We start from the raw sequence: 20,914 nt of genomic DNA on the forward strand, positions 1-20,914 counted from the left end.
CAAAAGAACCAAGATAAAGGTTTACAATAATTCAGCGTTGCATCGTGATTTAGTAATATAAATAAGTAAGAGGGCGGATTTGAAGATAACTTCAAAATACCGCCCTCTTTTTGATACATTTTTTATTCTGTTGCTAAAGGATTTTTAACTTTTACATACGTATAGTCATGTGCTTCATCTTCTAAGCGCATAGTAGTAACACATTTATAATCAATCGTTTCATCAAAGAATGTGTGTTTGATGTCAGCTAAACGTTCATTATCAATCGTATGATCTGCTTGCATTTGATTGAATTTCTTTTGTGTAATCTGTTTAACGACATCCCATAATTTGTTTTCTGATATCACGCTTTCTTGTGTATGTTGTGCGATTGTTAAAATTAGCTCTCCAAGATGGTTTTGGATAGTTGAATAGAACGCCTTGTTGAATACAGAAGTTGATTTGCTAGTTAAGATACGTGATTTTTCATGGAAATGTTCTGAAGAGAAACCACTGTCGTTGAGTTGTTGTTCATCAATACGTAAACCTTCATAGTCACGAATGAACATATGATTTAAGCTGCCATCTTCATTGAATGAAGCCACTGCATTTTGTAAATGTGCTTCTAAAGCAATACCATATTTCACCATTAATGGAATCACAATATCGACTAATGCTTGCGCATATTCAGCAAGCCAAGCTTCTGAAGCAGCTTCAAAAGATTCTGTTTGCTTCGCACTTTGATAACGTTCAATTAACGAATTTATCACTGCAATTTCAGCGTTAGGATTACTAACTACTAAACTTGATGGAATGATGTTAATAGTATCAGGTGCTGTTAAGTGATAAACATTTTCTCTTAAGAGTGAACCAAGCTGTTCACTGCGTTCTGTTTGATAGTCGCCTTGATCTTGTTTGTGATAGAAATGAATACCCGCTAGTTCAGAAATTCCAGAAGCTTGAATATCTTTAAATAAAGGGTCTTCAGTCAATATCTGGTTAACGATATGCGTCACAAGTGGACCATTAAACGTTGTTTGTTCTGACAATGTTCGAATCTCTCCGGTAATATGCACATTGGTTGAGAGTTTGACATGCGGTGTTGTTTCTGGCCATTTCGGCATTAAAGTTCTAAATGACAGTCCTGCATAATAAGATGTTTCGTAAGGGATTGTCTTAATTTGACCTGCATCAAGTTCTTGTGCATAGTCACGTTCTAAAATCTCATCATATTGCCAAGGATGTAACACAATAATGCTGTAATGATTGTGTTCATCTGAAGGGATTGCTTGGTTAAAGGCACTTTCTAAACCTTCGAAGTTTTTAAAGAGCGTTTCATTATATGTATGCTCAAGTGTTTGTGTACGAACGAGGTCATTGTGTACCGCAATCCATTTTAATGCAATGGGTTGTTGGAATTCAGATGAATATTGAATGTTTTCTTGTGGTGTTAAACCTTTGCGTAATTTGGCACCTGGGTGAAGCGGGTGACCTTCAATGACTGATTGCTCAGAACATAAATAACTATCTGATGCGTGTGCGATAATATCGAACATAGCACGTGTATCATCTTTTAAAGTGATATGTTGATAGCTGAGTGCGAGTGCCATATTGGCTACACTATTCATCATATCGTCACTGAATTGATCACTTGATGGTCCTTTGAATTTAGGTGCTTCTGTTAAAATCACTTCTAATACTTCTTCTGGATGCATAATGCGTTGGTGTGTCTCTGGTTTATCCATTTCTGTGAAATAAAATGGACCATCCATATCAATACGATCAAAAGCATGAAATCCTGAAATTGGCGCATAGAGTGTCAGTCTAGATGTCGGCCAATCCATCTTCATGACTTTGCCTGTGTTCGATGATAGCTCAAAAGGTAAATCTGTATTATTTATAATTTGTGCTTGTCGGCCTTGATTGACCATATTTTCTCGATAAATTGAAACGACTAAACGTTTCGTAACCAAGTCTCTTGCAGTTAGTAAAATAGCTTTAAATTGCTCAGCCCATTGTGGATGGGATGCAGAAAGGTAATCATAATCAGATTGTTCTTCTGCTGTGAGCTTTATAGGTTGTTCATTTGTTTGTTGTAATATATTTTCCATAATACACCTCTTATTTAATTATTTTACAAAACAACTAAAGATTTGTATAATCCATCATATCGGTAATGATAATCATTATCAATTAAAAAGACAGGTGGAATAAAAAATGGCAAAATATTTTTTCCCAAGTTCATTCCTACTGTTTTTGGGGAATTGGATCGGACAAATCGCATTGAATTGGTATGTATACGAGCAATATCACAATGCTTTTTATTTGGGATTGGTCAATTTCGTCAGACTAATACCAATCTTATTTCTAAGTATCTGGGCAGGGGCTTTAGCTGATAAATTCGATAGAGGGAGATTAATTCGAATAACTGTCACAGGTTCTACAACTTTAACAGCAATCTTATGTTTGTTGAGCTTTGAATACAGGGAATTACCTATATATATTATTTTGATTTATGCTTGTTTAAGGGGCATACTTAATGCTGTAGAGACACCTGTCAGACAGGCGATTTTGCCTGATTTATCTGATAAAATCAGTACAGTCAAAGCAGTATCGTATCATTCGTTTATCATTAATATTTGTCGATCAATCGGACCAGCGATTGCAGGGGGCATTATCGCAGTGTTGAATGTGAAATATGCATTTTTAGCACAAACCTTGGTTTACATAGGTGCTATGCTGTTATGCTTGCCACTTCATTTCAAAGTCGCTTCAGCTTCAGATGAAGAAGGTGCAGCACGTTTCTCTGCAACGGTCGTCAAAGATTATTTTAAAACACATGGACAAGGACTCCATATCTTTATTACGTCATTGTTGATTATGGCCACTGGCTTCTCTTATACCACCTTATTACCGGTATTAACCAGTTTGAATTTTCCTGGTCAGGCTTCAGTCTTTGGCATCGCAATGACTTTCAGTGCTATCGGTGGTATTACCGCAACGTTATTATTGCCGCAGATACTGAAATTATTTTATTCAATTAATGTATACTATTTAAGTTCTATCCTGTTTGGTATCGCATTACTGATGGTAGTTATGCCGAATACAATTCTGCTGTTCGGCTTTATCTTTTTAATCGGTTTATTTAGTCAATGTGCACGGACAACAAATCGTGTATATTTTCAAACACATATTGAACCTGAAAGACGTGGCAGAATTTTAAGTATTGTGATGATGGACCGCGGCATGATTCCATTAGGTGCAGTTATTATGAGTGCGTTAACAGAACTTATCGGCATTGTACCGACATTTATTACAATGGGTCTTAGTACATTACTCATTGCAGCACTCTTTTATGGGATGAAAGAACTTAAGAATAGAGGAAGTGTAATATGAGACAAACAACATTACAACAAGCAGATATCAATATGCAGCATCGTGTATTCAACGCCATGATTAAAGAACACATTTTTAACGAAGGCACACGTATTACGAAACAAAATCATCGGTTAGAAGTTCAATATCAAGGTAAAGTACTCTCAGTCAGCATTAATGGTGTATATGCATTTGAACGCTATCAAATGCAAGGGCCGCTGGAACTGCAAGAGGGAGACAAACAACAGACGATAGCATCCTTAGAACAACTAATCGACACGCTAGAACAAGATTTTGAAGTAGCGTTCCCGACTCGTTTAAAACAAGAGTTGATTCATAGTCGACGCGGCTTTGATTTAACTTATGCGCAAATGGAGAAACGTCATCAGCTCATTCAAGATAGTATGAAATTTTCGAGAATGCCAGTCAGCTTGAATTATTTTGCTTGGATGTCGCATATGAATGCATTAGGTGAAATGGATGATTTATTATATTCAGAGAGTTTAGTTGTCGAAGGACATCCGACTCATCCATTATCCAAAACCAAACTGCCTTTAACGAACGAAGAAGTGATGCGTTATGCGCCAGAGTTCGAACAAATCATTCCATTAAAAGTCATGCTGCTGAGAAAAGAAGATGCAGTGACAACCAGCGCTTCTTCTGATCCTGATTTCATATTGAATGAAGTTCTAAAAGATGATAAAGCCCAATTGAAAGATTATGCGAAAGCGCTCGGTTATGATATCGATGACTTTGAAATTGTCATAATTCATCCATGGCAATATGAACATGTCATTGTAGAACAATTTAAAACTTGGATTCAGGAACAACGTTTAATACCGACACCCATCACTTTGAAGTCAAAGGCAACTTTATCATTTAGAACGATGGCGTTATTAGAGCGTCCTTATCATATTAAATTGCCGGTTCAAGTTCAGGCAACGAGTGCCATTCGTACGGTTTCTTCAGTCACGACAGTAGATGGACCGAAATTAAGTTATGAATTACAAGATATGTTGAACGTCTATCCGCAACTTAAAGTGGCGAGAGAACCGTTCGGCTTACATGCGGCTATTGAACCAGACCAAGCACGACAATTAGCTTATATTGTCAGAGAACGCCCGATGATTGATGGTGAAGGTGTAACTGTCGTAACCGCAAGTTTAGTAAATCAAAATCCTGTAGATGACATGAAAGTGGTGGACAGTTACTTAGAATGGGTTGATCGTGAAATTTCAGCACAATCAATCAAGCATTTCATGACAGTCTATGCACATACTTTAATTCCACCATTAATTGCCTATATCCAAGAGTATGGCATTGCGTTAGAAGCGCACATGCAAAATACAATTGTGAAACTTGGCAAGGACTATAAAATGGCCTTTATGGTCAGAGATTTAGGCGGCTCTCGTATAGATTTAGAAACGATGAAAGAGAAAATTCCAAATGTCAAAGTTGAGAATGAAAGCTTAATTGCGGAAGATATTGAAGCGGTGATTGCGAAATTTCAACACGCAGTCATCCAAAATCAAATGGGTGAATTAATTTATCATTTGAGTCAGCATGAGGATGTGACAGAACAAGAGTTGTTTACGATTGTTCAAGAAATTACACGCCATGCGATTGATCCGAATAAACCACATGCGACAGTCTTGAACCAAATTCTCTTTGGACCGACGATTACTGTGAAATCTTTATTAAGAATGCGCATGGAAGGCAAAGTAAAAAAATACGTAAATACGATTTTAGATAACCCATTGAAAGAAGGAGAGTGAACCCCATGGCTTATGTAGAAATAGATTTAGCCAAAATCCAATTCAATGCATTGATGTTGAAGGAAAAGCTGGCACAAAGAAATTTAGAAATGATGCCAGTGATTAAATGTATCGCTGGAGATAAGCTGATTGTTGAATCATTGAAAACACTTGGTTTTGATCAGATGGGTGACGCACGTATGGTCAATATTGACCAAATTCATGACGGTGCACTCTCTTATATGTTGATCCGCACGCCTAATCGCAGTGAATTAGAAGATTGTATTGAGAAAACTGATATTAGTATCCAAACGGATCTTGAAACAATTCGCTTATTGAATGAAACTGCAAAATCAATGGGCAAAAAACATAAAATATTATTAATGGTAGATTGGAAGGACAGTCGTGAAGGTGTCTTAACGTATGACGTTGTTAAGTACATAGAAGAAATCATGTATATGTCTCATATATGTTTAACAGGACTGGCTTTTAATTTTATGTGCTTTTTAGATATTCCGCCGACTGAAGAAGATATTTTACGTATGAATCAATTTGTACAAGCAGTTGAAAAAGAAACGGGTTATACTTTAAAAATGATTTCAGGTGGCAACTCAAGTGCGTTACCATTACTTGATTATTGTACGTTCGGCAGAATCAACCATTTAAGAATAGGTGAGTCATTGTTTCGCGGTATCAGTACAGTAGATCAAAAGCCGATTCATTATCTCTTCCAAAATGCGATTACTTTGAAAGCAGAAATTATAGAAGTCAAACCAAGAATAGATATTCAACATGATCGCTCATATTTACAGGCCATCTTAGACATCGGTCATATTGATACTGTGATAGAAGATATTACTCCTTTAAATGATCAAGTGAAAATTATGGGTGCGACAAGTGATCACCTCATGATTGATTTACAAAACACAGATTATTATCAAACAGGAGATATCATTGAGTTTACGCTAGGTTATAATGCATTAGCACAAAGTATGTATCAAAAGACGCTGAAACATGTGTATATCAGAGATGCTGGTGTACAGATTTTAGTGGACCATTTTGAAGTCAATCATGACCATGTTCAAATTAATCCTTGATAAATATAGGCAAAAAAATTGACAATATTGTAAACCGAACAAAATTTGTTCGGTTTTTTGTTTATTATTGCTAAAACCATGTTGACATTGAGAATCGTTATCAATAAAATAAAAAGTAAGATGATTGAATGAGCGATAAATGGGATATATCTAAATGGATGGTACGTAGATACATACGACCTTCATACATAACTTGGCACGAGAAAGATAACTGAGTTGACCTTCAGCTACATTTCATTTGTTGTCTCATAGAGCATCTAACAATATGAAGGAGTGGAAACATGAATAGATTAAAGTTTCTTGGTATTCTTATGTTAGTACTTGCTTTGACTGTCGTTGCGGCTTGCGGCAATAACAGCAAAGATAGTTCAAAAGAGTCTGATAGTAAATCTTCAGATGATACAATCGCAGTTAAAAATGAAGCGGGCACAACGAAAGTGAAAAAAGATGCGAAACGTGTCGTTGCTTTAGAATATTCATTCGTTGATGCTTTAGCTGCATTAGATGTGAAACCTGTAGGAGTTGCAGACGATAATAAAAAAGATCGTATTATCAAACCTATCCGTGAGAAAATCGGAAATTACGAATCAGTCGGTACACGTAAACAACCAAACTTAGAAGTAATCAGTAAAGAAAAACCTGACTTGATTATTGCGGATGCACAACGCCATAAAGGTATTTATAAAGAATTAAACAAAATTGCACCAACTATCTTATTACCAAGTTTTGATGGTGACTATGATGCAAACATCGAATCATTCAAAACAATCGCAAAAGCCTTGAATAAAGAAAAAGAAGGCGAAAAACGTTTAGACGAACATAATAAGAAAATGGATAAATACTCAAAAGATATTACTTTAGATAAAGACTTAGCTGCTTTACCTGCTGTATTAACTAAAACAGATATTATGGCGCACTCAGATAAATCTTATGTTGGTCAAGTGTTCCATCAATTAGGCTTTAAAGAAGCATTAAATAAAGATGTATCAAAAGATTTACCTAAATACTTAGATGGTCCATACTTGAAAATGAGTACGGAACAAATTGCGAAAGTAAATCCAAAACAAATGTTCATCATGATTGATGAAAAAGATAAACCATTATTAGAGAAACAACAAAATGACAAAGTATGGCAAACAATCGACGCAGTTAAACATAAACGTGTTTACACTGTAGATCGTAGTACTTGGTCTCGTTCTCGTGGTTTAATCTCATCAGAAGAAATTGCGAAAGAGTTAGTAGAACTATCTAAAGAACAAAACAACAAATAAGCGATTAAGATGATTAGAAGGGTGAATGGCTATGACAAACCAATCTAGCCACAGCCTTATTGAAAAGAAACAAAGAAAACGCACCACACTCCTCTTTATCGGGAGTGTGTGCTTTCTTTTTATCGTGATGTATTTCAATTTGACTGTCGGCACAACACATATGAAATTTAAAGATATTGCAGATTATTTAATATGGCATCATGACACGAAAAATACATTTATTATACATAATATCCGTATGCCAAGAATGGCAGGCGGGCTATTGATTGGTGCAGCTTTAGCAGTTGCTGGTTTATTTATGCAGGCAATGACGCGTAACCCATTGGCATCTCCACAAATCTTCGGTGTGAATGCCGGAGCATCATTTATTATTGTTGTGATTACAGTTATTTTTCCGGCATTGACTTCAATTTCAACATTACTTGCGTTTATCGGCGCGTTTATTGGCGGTAGTATTGTTTATATGTTGTCTGACTCAACGAAAGGCATGACACCAGTCAAATTAGCTTTAGCTGGTATGACGGTTCATTTGTTCTTTACAAGTTTGACACAAGGTATCATTTTATTAAATGAAGATTCTACAACGACAGTTTATTTCTGGTTAGTCGGTACACTCTCAACATTGAAATGGGGAGATGTATTGTCTATCACACCATGGATTATCGGTGCGTTCATCGGTGCACTATTCATGGCACGTCAAATATCAGTGTTAGAACTTGGCGATGAGTTAGCACGAGGACTAGGTCAAAATATTAAGTTAACACGATTATTGTTAGGGGTGTTGGTGGTAATTTTAGCCGGAGCATCCGTTTCAATTGCCGGACCTATCGGATTTATCGGTTTGATTGTTCCGCACATTGTAAAATATTATACTTCTCATAATTACTTTGTGATTATACCGCTAACGATGATTTTCGGTGCTGCCATTTTATTATTATCAGATGTCATCAGCCGTTTAATTGCATTTCCATTTGAGACACCTGTCGGTATTGTGACATCCTTCGTCGGTGCAGTTTACTTCTTAGGCTTAACATTGAGAGGAGTGAAACGAGTATGACAAGACATTTAGGACGTAAATATATAATTGTTATTGCGATATTGATCGTCGTTTCCATCTTCTCATTATGTGTGGGTGCCGTATTTGTAAATCCACTTCAAGCCCTCAAAGGCTGGATTATGCAAGATGACTTTATCGTCAATGAATATCGAGAACCAAGACTTTATGTCGGTTTATTAGTCGGCAGCAGTTTAGCAATTTCAGGTGCAGTAATTCAAGGTGTTGTACGAAATCCTTTAGCATCACCAGATGTTATCGGGATTACTAAAGGTGCGAGTTTAGCAGCTGTTTCAGTCTTGATTCTCTTCCCGAAAGCACCGATTTATGTATTGCCGGTTGCTTCGTTTATCGGAGCTTTAGTCATCAGCTTATTATTATCTTATTTAATCGCACGTAAAGAAGTACAAGGTTCAAACTTAGCGTTAATCGGTTTAGCCATCGGTGCGATTTGTATGGCAATTGTGCAATACTTACTTATTCGATTCCCATTAGAAGCCAACTTAGCTTTAGTATGGTTAACAGGAAGTTTATTCGGACGTTCCATGGACCATGTGATTTCAATCTTGCCGTGGTTTATTGTGACCGTACCGCTTATCTTATTTTTTGCGCAACGTTTAGATATTATTCATTTAGGTGATCAAGTAGCGACTGCGCTTGGTACGAGAGTTCGTTCAGTTAAAATGGTAATGTTGATACTTGCGGTTATGCTGGCAGGTTCTTCTATTGCGGTTGTCGGCGGACTGAGTTTCTTAGGATTGATTGCACCACATATTGCACGTTCGATTGTCGGCCATAAACATATTCATATCATTATGATGTCTGGATTAGTCGGTGCGATTTTAATTATAGTCAGTGATACATTAGCACGCGGCATTCACCCGCCGTTAGACATTCCAGTCGGTGTGATTATTGCGATTGTCGGTGCACCATACTTTATTTATGTTTTACGCAAAATGTAATAGGGAAATAGACAACTGTCTCTTATTAACTTGAGAGGCAGTTTTTTTATAGGGGAAGTTGGGGTATTAGAATTTGAAGGTGTTAAATTTATACAGATTTATGTATAAGTATTAAAATTCTTATTGCTTAACCATTACAATACGCTTATAATGTATTGTAATGAAAGGGAGAGACTATGGAAAAATATACAAAATCAGAAATCTTCAAGGGACGTTTGAAGTTCATTATCATGTCATTGCTCGGTATCATGTTGTTCTTAGTACCGGTGCCGGTGACACAAGACGGAAAGCAACAAACGACATTATTGGTAGCATTTTTAGCAGGTTGGTTGAAGGACGTATTAGGTCCAGCAATGCCGTATTTAATTTTAATTGTAATTACATTATCTGGTATTTTGACTTTATGCTGTTCGACTTTCTTAAAGAAGCGCTTAAAGTCTGATGGGTTATTGAATAATACGTTTAATGTGACGCCGATTTGGTTGGTTGTCAGATTATTAGCGGTAGTGTTTGCATGGATGACATTTTTACATATTGGTACAAAAGTGATTTATTCAGACGATACTGGAAATTTAATCTTTTCTAGTTTATTGCCGACGTTATTCTCAGTGTTCTTTTTTGCGGCACTCTTTTTACCGTTACTGATGGAATTCGGTTTATTAGAAATGTTAGGACCGATTTTCAGACCAGTCATGCGACCATTATTCACTTTGCCTGGCCGTTCTACAGTGGATAACCTTGCATCATTTATCGGTGATGGTACAGTTGGTGTTATCATTACGAGTAAGCAATATGATCAAGGCTTTTACTCTAGACGTGAAGCGACCGTTATTTCAACAACATTCAGTGTTGTTTCACTGACGTTTGCGATTGTAGTGGCTGAAACAGTAGGGATGCAGAATCATTTCTTCTATTTCTATTTAACAGTTATCGTTTCTTGTTTAGTTGCTGCAGTGATTATGCCGAGAATTTGGCCGTTACGCAGTGTACCAGAAGAATATGCGGTTGAAAACAGTGAATATGCGAAAGATGAATCTAATCCTGAAGGCGTATCAGCTTTCAAACATGGATTTAATCTAGCGACTGAAAAAGGAATCAAATCACCAGGCCTTTTACAATTCTTCAAATCAGGCTTGGTCACTGTTGCAGATATGTGGTTCGCAATTTTACCAGTTGTTATGGCAATCGGGACACTTGCGACGATTATCGCAACATATACACCTGTCTTTGAGATTATTGGGAAACCTTTTGTACCGCTGCTTGAACTCTTACACATTCCTGAAGCAGAACGAGCATCTGAAACTATGTTGATCGGATTTGCGGATATGTTCTTACCTTCAATTTTAATTGATGGTGTGAAGAGTCAAATTACCTTATTTGTTGTCGGTGCATTGAGTATTTCACAATTAATTTACTTATCAGAAGTCGGTGGGGTTATCTTAGGTTCTAAGATTCCTGTCAGTGTCTGGAAATTATTTGTGATTTTCTTATTCAGAACGATTATCGTATTACCAATTATTGCTTTAATGGCACATTTATACTTCTAAATATAAAAGCTGAGTCTTGCAGTAGAAACTGCTCGACTCAGCATTTTTATTATTCTAATGTTCCTAATGATGACAACACACGAGATTTTACTACGTTGTTTCCGATAACAGGAGATTCTGATGAGGCATTTGACTCAGAAGATTTAGGGCGTTGATGTGCTTGTTTGAAAGCATCGCTATTCTTCCAATTTTCAAAATCATCTTGAGATGCCCACCATGTTGAAACATGCATGAACTCAGTATCTTTTTGATCACCTTCTACTAAAGAAACTTCAACACGATGAAATCCTGGCATTTCTTTTAATTGAGGGTTGGAAGTAAAGCGACCTGCCATTTTTTCAGCAAAGCCTTTTTTCACTTCTATTTGGTTTGTGACAATATACAAGACTATCATCCTTTCAAAATTATTGTTAATCTTCTTTACCCGATTTTTTGTATGTTCATTGTGTGTAGTTATCAGTATTTTGATTATAAAACATGTGGTACAATATTTAAAAAGAAAAAGAAGAATCTTAATTAATAGGGGAAAAGTGAATGAAGAAAAAAGAAGTCAGTATGGCCGAACTGTTTTTTGATTTGGTCTTTGTTTATGTACTTTCGACGATTAATATTACAGTGGAACATATTTCTACTTCATTAGTGGACTTGGAAAGTCTTGGCAAAAATTTTATGTTGTTTTTAGTATTTTTCTCAATTTGGATTTATCATACATTGCTGGTCAATCGATTCTTTGAACAGAAATGGTATCAATATGTCTTTTTATTTATAGATATGTTTCTGATTTTATATCTGTCTAAAGCGATTAATGGTAATTTCCAAGAAACATTTGTTGCGTTTGCATCAACAACTACAGTTATCTTTATCAGTATTATAATTCAGTATGTTTTAAGTTATAAATTTGTGGACCATTCTATTAATGCACGTTTCTTAAAGGTGTATGTAACAGGTCTTGTTTTAACAGTCGTGTTTTCGGTAGTCGGTTTACTTTTATCTAAAGGCATTAACTTTTGGGTATATTTTATCGGTATCGTGATTTCAGCGACATTCCCTGCATTCTTTGCGAATGCTTCTAAAGAGAATCCAGTTATTTTTAAACATTTAACTGAACGACTGAGTTTGTTTATGATTTTATTATTTGGAGAAGGGATTGTTCAAATCGTCAATAATATGGAACTCTCACAATTTAAAGCACTAGATGTTGTCTATTTCTTAATGGTCATTAGTTTATTTGTGATTTATACGTTCCATTACAAAGGTAGCTTGGATCAGGAGAAAGATGAAGCAACAGGCTTTTTAACCATGTTCTTGCATTTATTCATTATTTATTCTGCAAACTTTATTTTCTTGATTATGAATAAAGGTTTATCAGATCATCCTTTAAGTTTTGCGGAAGGCATCGGTTATACCGTTGCATTTTGTGTTTTCTTATTTGGTGTATTCTTTGATACGATTTTACATCGCAATATTACAAAGAAAAAAGGTTTGTATATTGGCATTATTTTAGTAACTACAGTCATTGGATTTGTCATTCCAAATATTCACTTGATAACAGTAGTTCAAATTATAGGTATTATCGTACTATGCAGCATGTATTATATTGAAAATAGGGATATATTAACAGATTAAGTTAAAAGAACTTAATCAATAAAAAACCTTCCACTTCAGAATGAGAAGCGGAAGGTTTTAGTTTATACTTTTTTAATTCATTTATTTTGTGAGTTCATTATAGACTTTCTTGTCATTGAAAGTGAAGATGATGTATTCGTGATCATCAGTATCAATAATAACGCGGTTAGTTTTACCAAATGTAGAACCAATACGAGATACCTCTCTGCCATCGTCTTCTGGTACCGCATGGATATCTTGATCTTCTCTAATGTTTTTAATATCTGCTGTTGGGATTTTGATGTCTGCTACTCTCCATTGGATACGAACTTCGTCATTATTTTTCTTTACTGTCATTGCCATTATGGAACACATCCTTTAATTATTTTTGTATTGCTATCATACACTATTTGGAAACCGTTTTCAAGCAATGTGAGATACTTTTTTATAAATGTGTCATACTAATTAAAAAGCGAACATACAGTCCGAAAATATGTTCGTGTTTATTAAGAAATTGTGATAAAATAAAACAACTAGAAAGGAGTATAGAGATGACAGGGAAAACACACTTATCATGCGGGTTTCTCATAGGAACACTCGCCATCAACTATTATCATCCCGATTTATTTACTTCTATCACTACTGTAGTCTTAGCAGGGGCTGGAAGCTTATTGCCTGACATTTGTCATGCACAAAGTAAAATCGGGCGTCGTTTTAAGTTTTTAAGCTTAATTGTTCGTCTTTTGTTCGGTCATCGAACATTTACACATTCAATTTTATTTACGCTACTTGTGGCGTTGCTGTTATCTACTATACATACACCTCCTGTATATATGACAGCAATTATCGGCGGTATGGTTTCTCATATCATTCTAGATATGTTGACGCCGAGAGGTGTTAAGTTATTATATCCATTTCCATTATCAGTTAAACTGCCGATGCAATTTAAAACTGGTGGAATGGTAGATTTATCACTGGCCACTGCATTTACTTTTGGCGGAACATATGTTATATTCCGCGAAGTCATCAATCAATGGTTCATGCACTGGTTTCATTTGAATATATAAAAGAATGAACGACAAGGTGTTGTCGACATGATTAAAGAAGATTTTAAGAACCTCTGCTTTTTTAAAGTGGGGGTTCAAGCTTGAAAAATTGATTTGTGATATAATTCAAGAATATTGAAGGGTTTATGTTGGCCAAATACATATTTAAAGGCAGAACCCTTGGTAATCGCGGAGAAACTTAAGGAGAGGTATCATGTTAGATAAGAATAAATTAGAGAAATTCAATCAGCAACATTTGTTAGAATTGGAGAAATTAATGAGTTCCAACGAAAAAGAAAATATTGCTTCTAAATTACAATCATTAGACTTATCTGCAATTTTAGATTTGTATGAATCACTTTATGTAGAACAATCTCAAAATAAAACTGAAGAAGTATCTGAAGCGACTGAAGTTAAATATAGAGTACGCAAAGATTATTCAACAGAAGAATTAAATAACTTTTATGCTCAAGGTATCGATGCGATTAAGAAGGGTGAATTTGCGGTTGTCTTAATGGCAGGCGGCCAAGGTACACGTCTTGGTTATGAAGGTCCGAAAGGTTCATTTGAAATTGAAGGTGTCAGCTTATTTGAACTACAAGCAAGACAGCTATTAAAATTAGCCGAAGAAACTGGACGTACAATTGACTGGTATATTATGACTAGCGATATCAATGATGAAGCAACGCAAGAATTCTTTGAACAACAAAACTATTTTGGCTATAACCCTGACTATATCCATTTCTTCAAACAAGATAATATTGTCGCTTTAAACGAAAAAGGCGAGATTGTCTTAACAGAAAATGCTGAAGTCATGGAAACGCCAAACGGAAATGGCGGCGTATTTAAAGCGTTAGATGCATACGGCTATCTTGATAAAATGGAAGAAGACGGTGTGAAGTTTATCTTTATGAACAATATTGATAATGTTTTAGCACGTGTATTGGATCCAGTTTTTGCAGGATTTACTGCAGAAGCTAATCGTGATATCAGCACAAAATCTATTGAACCAAAACAAGGTGAAAGTGTTGGACGTTTAGTCAATATTGACTGTAAAGATAGTGTATTAGAATACTCAGAACTTGGTGATTCAGATGTAAATGCATTCCATAACGCGAATATCGGTATTCATGCGTTCAAACTTGCATTTATCCAATCAGCAGTCAATCGTGAATTGCCATATCATTTAGCAATCAAACAATTGAATCAATTAGATGAAGACTTTAATGTAGTGAAAGCACCTGCATTGAAATTTGAACTGTTCTATTTTGATATCTTTAAATACGCAACTAGTTTTATTACACTGCAAGTTCCCAGAGAAGAAGAGTTTTCACCCTTAAAAAATCGTGAAGGCAAAGATAGTGTAGAAACTGCAACTCAAGATTTAAAACGCTTAAATCTTATTTAACTGTAAAGGTGGAGTCATAGTTGAAACAGACTTCAAATACACATAGTGAACGTGGTCTCAATCGTTTTAAAGATATTATTCCTTTATCATTTGGTGAAGAAATCGGTAATGCAGTCTCACATGGGGCAGCGGCTTTGATTACACTAATCGTATTGCCTTATGCGGCAGTCCATAGTTATATTCATGGCGGTACATTGGCATCAGTCAGTGTATCTATATATGTCATCAGTATCTTTTTAATGCTGATTTCATCAACGATTTATCATGTGATGCAAAATAACTCACCGCATAAATATATTATGCGTATTATCGATCACAGTATGATTTATATAGCAATATCTGGTACATATACACCAGTATCATTAGTCGTAGTCGGCGGATGGTTCGGCTGGATTATAATGGTGTTGCTATGGGGAATTACGATATGGGGCATTTTGTATAAAGCAATTGCTGAAAATGTAAATCCTAAACTCAGTTTGTTCATGTATTTAATTATGGGTTGGGTCGGTATTTTATATCTTCCGATTATTTGGAGAGAAGCCTCATGGCAATTTATGTTATTTATTTTGCTTGGCGGTATTGCTTATACGATTGGTGCATGGTTCTATGCACAAAAGAATCGTCCGTACTTTCATATGATCTGGCATATCTTTATTGTGATAGCATCGTTATGTCATTTCATCGGAATTTTATATTTTATGTAGGGGGAGAGGCTGAGGCTCTTGTTGAATAGAAGCCTTGACCTCTTTCTTATTTGAGAAAAAGAAAGAGGTGTCAAAGTGTGAAAATGGATTTGAAGTCAATCGGTGTAGTGACCGCATTGATTTTAATTATGTTTATGGCGGCTATCGAAACATCTATCATTTCTTTAGCATTGCCTACAATCAAAACAGATTTAAACGTGACGAGCTCGATTTCGCTTGTGTTCTCAATTTATTTTATTGCCTTAGTTATTGTGAATCCATTAGTCGGGGAGTTGCTTTCGCGTTTTAAACTTATACATGTAACGATTGGTGGACTATTATTATTCAGCGTTGGTAGTTTGATGTCTGGATTAAGCAGTACATTTACTTTATTAATTATCTCTCGCTTTATCCAAGGTTTAGGGTCAGGTGTCATGATGGTGCTCAGCCAAATTGTACCGAAACTTGCCTTTGAAATTCCGTTACGATATAAAATAATGGGGATTGTCGGCAGTGTATGGGGGATTTCAAGTATTATCGGTCCTTTACTTGGTGGTGCAATCTTAGAATTTGCGACATGGCATTGGTTATTCTTTATTAATATTCCGATTGCTGTGGTTGCTGGTGTGTTGGCATTTACGACCTTTATTTTTGATGAGGAACAAGTATCAAGTGGAGAAGCATTTGATCAAAAAGGTCTGTTCTTCTTCTATTTAGTTCTTATCTTTATATTAGGTGCGATTACAACACCGTTATCACTATGGTTGAAAGGTATCATGATTGTGATTGGTATCATATTTGCCTATAAACTTGTCAAAGTTGAGAAACAAGTATCGACACCGTTTTTACCTATTGAAGAATTTAATCGTCGCATCACTATTATTTTTATTACTGATTTTATATATGCGATGATCTTAATGGGCTATAACTTATACATGCCGATATACTTACAAGAAGAAATCGGATTATCGCCACTCCAAAGTGGATTTGTGGTTTTCCCGATTTCAGCAGCTTGGTTGTTGATTAACTTCAATTTACATCGTATTGAAGCAGGGTTAACAAGAAAAGCGTTGTATCTTGTTGCCTTCACTTCTTTACTGTTATGTAGTGTGATTGTCTTTGTTACACATGCAGCACCGATATTATTAGCCGCAACATTGATGTTAGCAGGCGCAAGTTTCGGTATTGTTTATACGAAGGACAGTGTGATTGTGCAAGAGGAAACGTCACCGAGAGAGATGAAGCGGATGATGTCGTTTTATTCTCTTTCTAAAAACTTAGGTAATTCTATCGGTTCTACAATCATGGGCGGCATGTATGCCTTACCGTTTGTTGTAGGAGGCGCAAGAATTTTAAATAACGTCGTTTTGATTATCATCTTTATTATGATGCTATTCCTATTATGGATAGTCTTTTATCGAAATCAAACGCAAAACGACTAATTTGGTATCCCGCTGAAATGCGGGATATTTTTAATTAATAACTTAAATCATATTGTGTTATTATACGGGTGTATAAAGAAAGAGCGAAAGGAGTGAGGAAAACTTGAAATTCAATATATTCAATTTAATATCTACATTAATTGTGCTATTAGTGTTTGTGATTTCCGGTGCGATTTTCCTCACACTTTTAGGGTTTGTATTATTTGGTTTGAGTCGTTTGCTTATTTTTTGGCATCTAGGGTATTTCGGATATAACAAAGGTTTCTACCAAAACTTATTTTACTACGGCAGCTATATTGTATTAGGTTACTTCACAATGTTCTTAGTAGAATATCTGATGGATTATTTCAAAAAGAAATTACCGCATAGCCCATATTTTCATGGTGAAATCTTTCATTTGATTTCATACTCCGTTACAACGGTAATGTTCTATTTTGTAGTCCATATTCATTATGCATATATCAACATTGATTTTTGGGTCATTATGTTGATTATGGCGTTCTTTTACGTATGTAAGGAAGTCTTTTATCCTGATAGTGAAGACTTGAATAGAAATAAGTGACCTGCATGAGCAATTAGTTTGCTTTGCTAACTATTTTTAGTGCATTATATTATGGTAAGTTTATAAAGGAGTGTTTATATCTATGCCAGAGCAGGCTACTATTTCTAAGCAAAAAAGAAATTTGATTGTCACAGTTATGATTACGAGCGCATTCATTGCGATATTAAACCAAACGCTACTTAATACTGCACTGCCTGCTATCATGCGTAGTTTCAACATTGGAGAGAACACATCCCAATGGCTAGTAACTGGTTTTATGTTAGTTAACGGAGTCATGATTCCTTTAACTGCCTTCTTAATGGATAAAATCAAAACCAGACCGTTATATTTAGCATCAATGGGAATATTTTTAATTGGTACTATATTAGCGGCAATTGCACCGAACTTCGGTGTTTTAATGACTGCACGTGTCATCCAAGCTATGGGTGCAGGCATTATTATGCCGTTGATGCAATTCACTTTATTTACACTTTTCCCAAAAAATGAACGTGGCTTCGCAATGGGATTAGCTGGTCTCGTTATTTCCTTCGCACCAGCTATCGGACCTACAGTCTCAGGTTTGATTATTGATGTTTCAAGTTGGCGTACACCATTTATCGCAGTAGCTGTGATTGCGTTAATTGGATATATCTTCGGAGCAATCAGTATTAAAAGCTTCAATGAACCTAAAGATATTACATTAGATATGAAATCTGTGATTTATTCAACAATCGGATTCGGTGTAATGTTATTAGCATTCAGTAGTGCGGGTTCTTCAGGCTTTGACAGCTGGACGTTCTATGTACCATTTATTGCCAGCCTATTTGTCATTTGGGTGTTTGTGAAACGTCAATTAACAATCGAGAATCCAATCTTGAACTTGCGCGTCTTTAAAAACAAAACATTTACGCTATCAGCTATTTGTTCAATGATCGTAATGACATCAATGATTGGCCCAGCACTGTTGATTCCCATTTATGTACAAAATGCGATGGGCTTATCAGCTTTCTTATCAGGTATTGTGATATTACCTGGTGCAGTGGTCAACGGTGTGATGTCTATCTACACCGGTAAGTTCTACGATAAATACGGTGTTAGACCATTAGTGATTATCGGCTTTACCATGTTGACTATATTTACTGGAGTCTTAGCATTCTTAAAAGTAGATACACCATTCTGGTATCTTGTATTAATTTATGCGTTAAGAATGTTCTCAGTGTCATTACTTGCGATGCCGCTTAATACAGCGGGCGTCAATGCATTACCGAATAAAGATATTTCACACGGTACAGCAATTATGAACTTCGCTCGTATGATGGCTTCATCAATTGGTACAGCGATTATGGTTGCATTAATGACATTAGGTACAAGAACATTTGCGCCAAATCCAAATGAAGTGGCTTCTAAAGAATTATTCCATCGCGAAGCAATTGCGCGTGGTGTGGATTTATCATTTGGTGTAGTGACAGTTATTGTATTAATTGGCTTCATTATAGGTTTATTCATTAGAGATAGAATAAAAGGTGAAACTAAAAAGCAAATGAATGCACGTAAAATTTAAAACTGAATCAATCTTTAAACATAAAACCAGCAAAGCAATATATAGATTGTTTTGCTGGTTTTTTTAGGTTTTCTAGGAAAGGGGAAGTTCTTTGGATTATTCGTTACCACTTATACATTAAGTTTGTTAAAATAATAAGAGTAAACATTAATTTATATTTGGGGTGACGTACTTTGTTAACAGTTGAACAAGTCAACGAACTAGTGGGGAATCTGAAAGATCCAATTTTAGATGTACCATTTAAAGATACAGGTGGTATTGTGAATATCACGATTAAAGAAGAAATTGAACATGTCAGTGTCAAAATTGCGATGGCAAAATTAGGTGGAAAACCTCAATTAGACTTGCAAATGGCAATTGTTGAAACATTGAAAGAAAATGGAGCAAATACAGTTGGTATTCGTTTTGAAGAATTAGATTCTGAAACGGTTGCTAAGTTTACTGGCGATGATCCAGCAGAAGACCAACCGCAAACAATCGAAGGTCTGCTTTCAAAAGGTAATCCTGTTGAATTTATTGCGATTGCATCTGGTAAAGGCGGCGTAGGTAAATCTACAGTAGCAGTTAACCTTGCTGTGGCATTAGCACGTGAAGGTAAAAAAGTCGGTTTAATCGATGCTGACATTTATGGTTTCAGTGTTCCTGATATGATGGGCATTGATAATAAACCAGGCATTGAAGGTAAATCAGTAAAACCAGTTGAACGTCATGGTGTAAAAGTAATGTCTATGGCATTCTTCGTTGAAGAGAATGCACCTGTAATTTGGCGTGGGCCAATGCTAGGTAAAATGTTGACGAACTTCTTTACAGACGTAAAATGGGGAGATCTTGATTACTTACTTTTAGATTTACCTCCAGGTACAGGAGATGTGGCATTGGATGTACATACAATGTTGCCATCAAGTAAAGAAATTATCGTAACAACACCTCATCCAACTGCAGCATTTGTAGCAGCACGTGCTGGAGCAATGGCAAAACATACAGAACATTCTATTTTAGGTGTTATTGAAAACATGTCTTATTTCGAAAGTAAGGAAACTGGAAATAAAGAATATATCTTTGGTAAAGATGGCGGTAAAAAACTAGCAGATGAACTTAATGCTGACTTATTAGGTCAATTACCATTAGCACAACCTACATGGGATCCTAAAGATTTTTCACCTTCTATTTATCAACCGGATGATCAACTTGGTGAAATATATCAACAAATCGCGCAAAAAGTTATCACTAAAACAATGAAAAAATAAGAAGTCTAAATAAAACGCAGGTTTTTTCAAAAAATCTGCGTTTTTCTCTTGCGTTTTTCTGAAATCCTGTTAGAATATATTTTTGTGAGCGAGAAAAACAAGTTAAATAAACACTTAAAAAACCTGAAAAAAGTTATTGACTTAACACTTTGAAGGTGCTAAGATAATAAAGTCGCTAAAAAACGACGAGTTATCAAGAGTGTAAAACTTACTCTTGCGGAAATGAAGAAAACATTTTAAAATTGTAAAAGTAATGTTAATTAAGTGTTGACTTCGAAAACACGAAGTGCTACAATAAATAACGTTACTGAAAAAATGAACATTGAAAACTGAATGACAATA

General features: G+C 35.6%; 18 protein-coding genes. 15 read left to right on the forward strand and 3 right to left on the reverse strand.

Annotated features, from left to right (window positions below):
* Positions 1-122 precede the first annotated feature (122 nt).
* Entirely contained in the window at positions 123-2,090 is a 1,968-nt protein-coding gene (locus tag HMPREF3270_RS08370; protein WP_070848472.1) for an IucA/IucC family protein, read from the reverse strand.
* A gap of 106 nt (positions 2,091-2,196) precedes the next feature.
* On the opposite strand from HMPREF3270_RS08370, the gene HMPREF3270_RS08375 reads away from it, so the two are divergent.
* From HMPREF3270_RS08375 to HMPREF3270_RS08405, 7 genes are all read left to right on the forward strand, one after another.
* Positions 2,197-3,375, forward strand: coding sequence for an MFS transporter (locus HMPREF3270_RS08375; RefSeq protein ID WP_002479517.1), 1,179 nt, complete (start codon positions 2,197-2,199; stop codon positions 3,373-3,375).
* Positions 3,372-5,129, forward strand: a complete 1,758-nt coding sequence (locus HMPREF3270_RS08380; RefSeq protein ID WP_070848473.1) for an IucA/IucC family protein — start codon at positions 3,372-3,374, stop codon at positions 5,127-5,129. Before HMPREF3270_RS08375 ends, HMPREF3270_RS08380 begins: the two co-directional genes overlap by 4 nt.
* 5 nt (positions 5,130-5,134) lie before the next feature.
* Positions 5,135-6,205 (forward strand): alanine racemase, encoded by a 1,071-nt coding sequence (locus HMPREF3270_RS08385; protein ID WP_023014949.1) that lies wholly within the window; start codon positions 5,135-5,137, stop codon positions 6,203-6,205.
* 281 nt (positions 6,206-6,486) lie between these two features.
* Entirely contained in the window at positions 6,487-7,476 is a 990-nt protein-coding gene (locus HMPREF3270_RS08390) for an ABC transporter substrate-binding protein (RefSeq protein ID WP_002479514.1), read from the forward strand.
* 25 nt (positions 7,477-7,501) lie between these two features.
* A complete protein-coding gene (locus tag HMPREF3270_RS08395) occupies positions 7,502-8,533 on the forward strand; it encodes a FecCD family ABC transporter permease (protein WP_031262415.1) in 1,032 nt (343 codons plus the stop codon).
* Entirely contained in the window at positions 8,530-9,492 is a 963-nt protein-coding gene (locus tag HMPREF3270_RS08400) for a FecCD family ABC transporter permease (RefSeq protein ID WP_002479512.1), read from the forward strand. The genes HMPREF3270_RS08395 and HMPREF3270_RS08400 overlap by 4 nt, the downstream gene beginning before the upstream one ends.
* Before the next feature lie 176 nt (positions 9,493-9,668).
* Positions 9,669-11,039 (forward strand): YjiH family protein, encoded by a 1,371-nt coding sequence (locus HMPREF3270_RS08405; RefSeq protein WP_070848474.1) that lies wholly within the window; start codon positions 9,669-9,671, stop codon positions 11,037-11,039.
* Positions 11,040-11,088: 49 nt separating this feature from the next.
* On the opposite strand, the gene HMPREF3270_RS08410 is transcribed toward HMPREF3270_RS08405, so the two are convergent.
* The gene (locus HMPREF3270_RS08410) at positions 11,089-11,424 is read right to left on the reverse strand and encodes a heme oxygenase (protein WP_002479510.1); all 336 of its coding nucleotides are present in this window, start codon (positions 11,422-11,424) and stop codon (positions 11,089-11,091) included.
* 149 nt (positions 11,425-11,573) lie between these two features.
* On the opposite strand from HMPREF3270_RS08410, the gene HMPREF3270_RS08415 reads away from it, so the two are divergent.
* Positions 11,574-12,665, forward strand: coding sequence for a low temperature requirement protein A (locus tag HMPREF3270_RS08415; protein ID WP_070848475.1), 1,092 nt, complete (start codon positions 11,574-11,576; stop codon positions 12,663-12,665).
* An 81-nt stretch (positions 12,666-12,746) separates the two neighbouring features.
* On the opposite strand, the gene HMPREF3270_RS08420 is transcribed toward HMPREF3270_RS08415, so the two are convergent.
* Positions 12,747-13,007 (reverse strand): SunI/YnzG family protein, encoded by a 261-nt coding sequence (locus HMPREF3270_RS08420; protein ID WP_002479508.1) that lies wholly within the window; start codon positions 13,005-13,007, stop codon positions 12,747-12,749.
* Between the two features lie 188 nt (positions 13,008-13,195).
* Here HMPREF3270_RS08420 and HMPREF3270_RS08425 point away from each other — a divergent pair, with 188 nt between their 5' ends.
* From HMPREF3270_RS08425 to HMPREF3270_RS08455, 7 genes are all read left to right on the forward strand, one after another.
* Entirely contained in the window at positions 13,196-13,711 is a 516-nt protein-coding gene (locus HMPREF3270_RS08425) for a metal-dependent hydrolase (RefSeq protein WP_002479507.1), read from the forward strand.
* Positions 13,712-13,904: 193 nt separating this feature from the next.
* On the forward strand, positions 13,905-15,098 hold the full coding sequence (locus tag HMPREF3270_RS08430) for a UTP--glucose-1-phosphate uridylyltransferase (protein WP_070848476.1): 1,194 nt from the start codon (positions 13,905-13,907) through the stop codon (positions 15,096-15,098).
* A 20-nt stretch (positions 15,099-15,118) separates the two neighbouring features.
* Complete coding sequence (locus tag HMPREF3270_RS08435) at positions 15,119-15,802, forward strand: PAQR family membrane homeostasis protein TrhA (RefSeq protein WP_023014942.1); 684 nt, start codon at positions 15,119-15,121, stop codon at positions 15,800-15,802.
* An 83-nt stretch (positions 15,803-15,885) separates the two neighbouring features.
* Complete coding sequence (gene sdrM / locus HMPREF3270_RS08440; protein ID WP_070848477.1) at positions 15,886-17,223, forward strand: multidrug efflux MFS transporter SdrM; 1,338 nt, start codon at positions 15,886-15,888, stop codon at positions 17,221-17,223.
* A 103-nt stretch (positions 17,224-17,326) separates the two neighbouring features.
* Entirely contained in the window at positions 17,327-17,785 is a 459-nt protein-coding gene (locus tag HMPREF3270_RS08445; protein WP_002479503.1) for a SepA family multidrug efflux transporter, read from the forward strand.
* Positions 17,786-17,867: 82 nt separating this feature from the next.
* Complete coding sequence (locus tag HMPREF3270_RS08450) at positions 17,868-19,325, forward strand: MDR family MFS transporter (protein ID WP_002479502.1); 1,458 nt, start codon at positions 17,868-17,870, stop codon at positions 19,323-19,325.
* Between the two features lie 173 nt (positions 19,326-19,498).
* Positions 19,499-20,572 (forward strand): Mrp/NBP35 family ATP-binding protein, encoded by a 1,074-nt coding sequence (locus HMPREF3270_RS08455; RefSeq protein ID WP_002479500.1) that lies wholly within the window; start codon positions 19,499-19,501, stop codon positions 20,570-20,572.
* The last annotated feature ends 342 nt before the right edge of the window (positions 20,573-20,914 follow it).

Source organism: Staphylococcus sp. HMSC65H10 (genome assembly GCF_001839185.1).
Classification (GTDB): Bacteria; Bacillota; Bacilli; order Staphylococcales; family Staphylococcaceae; genus Staphylococcus; species Staphylococcus simulans.

Bases quoted from the DNA above. Each gene is read 5' to 3' on its own strand.
- HMPREF3270_RS08385 (WP_023014949.1), top strand. From the start codon at position 5,135: ATGGCTTATGTAGAAATAGATTTAGCCAAAATCCAATTCAATGCATTG.
- HMPREF3270_RS08380 (WP_070848473.1), top strand. From the start codon at position 3,372: ATGAGACAAACAACATTACAACAAGCAGATATCAATATGCAGCATCGT.
- HMPREF3270_RS08420 (WP_002479508.1), bottom strand. From the start codon at position 13,007: ATGGCAATGACAGTAAAGAAAAATAATGACGAAGTTCGTATCCAATGG.
- sdrM (WP_070848477.1), top strand. From the start codon at position 15,886: ATGGATTTGAAGTCAATCGGTGTAGTGACCGCATTGATTTTAATTATG.
- HMPREF3270_RS08415 (WP_070848475.1), top strand. From the start codon at position 11,574: ATGAAGAAAAAAGAAGTCAGTATGGCCGAACTGTTTTTTGATTTGGTC.
- HMPREF3270_RS08395 (WP_031262415.1), top strand. From the start codon at position 7,502: ATGGCTATGACAAACCAATCTAGCCACAGCCTTATTGAAAAGAAACAA.
- HMPREF3270_RS08405 (WP_070848474.1), top strand. From the start codon at position 9,669: ATGGAAAAATATACAAAATCAGAAATCTTCAAGGGACGTTTGAAGTTC.
- HMPREF3270_RS08370 (WP_070848472.1), bottom strand. From the start codon at position 2,090: ATGGAAAATATATTACAACAAACAAATGAACAACCTATAAAGCTCACA.
- HMPREF3270_RS08430 (WP_070848476.1), top strand. From the start codon at position 13,905: ATGTTAGATAAGAATAAATTAGAGAAATTCAATCAGCAACATTTGTTA.
- HMPREF3270_RS08425 (WP_002479507.1), top strand. From the start codon at position 13,196: ATGACAGGGAAAACACACTTATCATGCGGGTTTCTCATAGGAACACTC.
- HMPREF3270_RS08375 (WP_002479517.1), top strand. From the start codon at position 2,197: ATGGCAAAATATTTTTTCCCAAGTTCATTCCTACTGTTTTTGGGGAAT.
- HMPREF3270_RS08400 (WP_002479512.1), top strand. From the start codon at position 8,530: ATGACAAGACATTTAGGACGTAAATATATAATTGTTATTGCGATATTG.
- HMPREF3270_RS08390 (WP_002479514.1), top strand. From the start codon at position 6,487: ATGAATAGATTAAAGTTTCTTGGTATTCTTATGTTAGTACTTGCTTTG.
- HMPREF3270_RS08450 (WP_002479502.1), top strand. From the start codon at position 17,868: ATGCCAGAGCAGGCTACTATTTCTAAGCAAAAAAGAAATTTGATTGTC.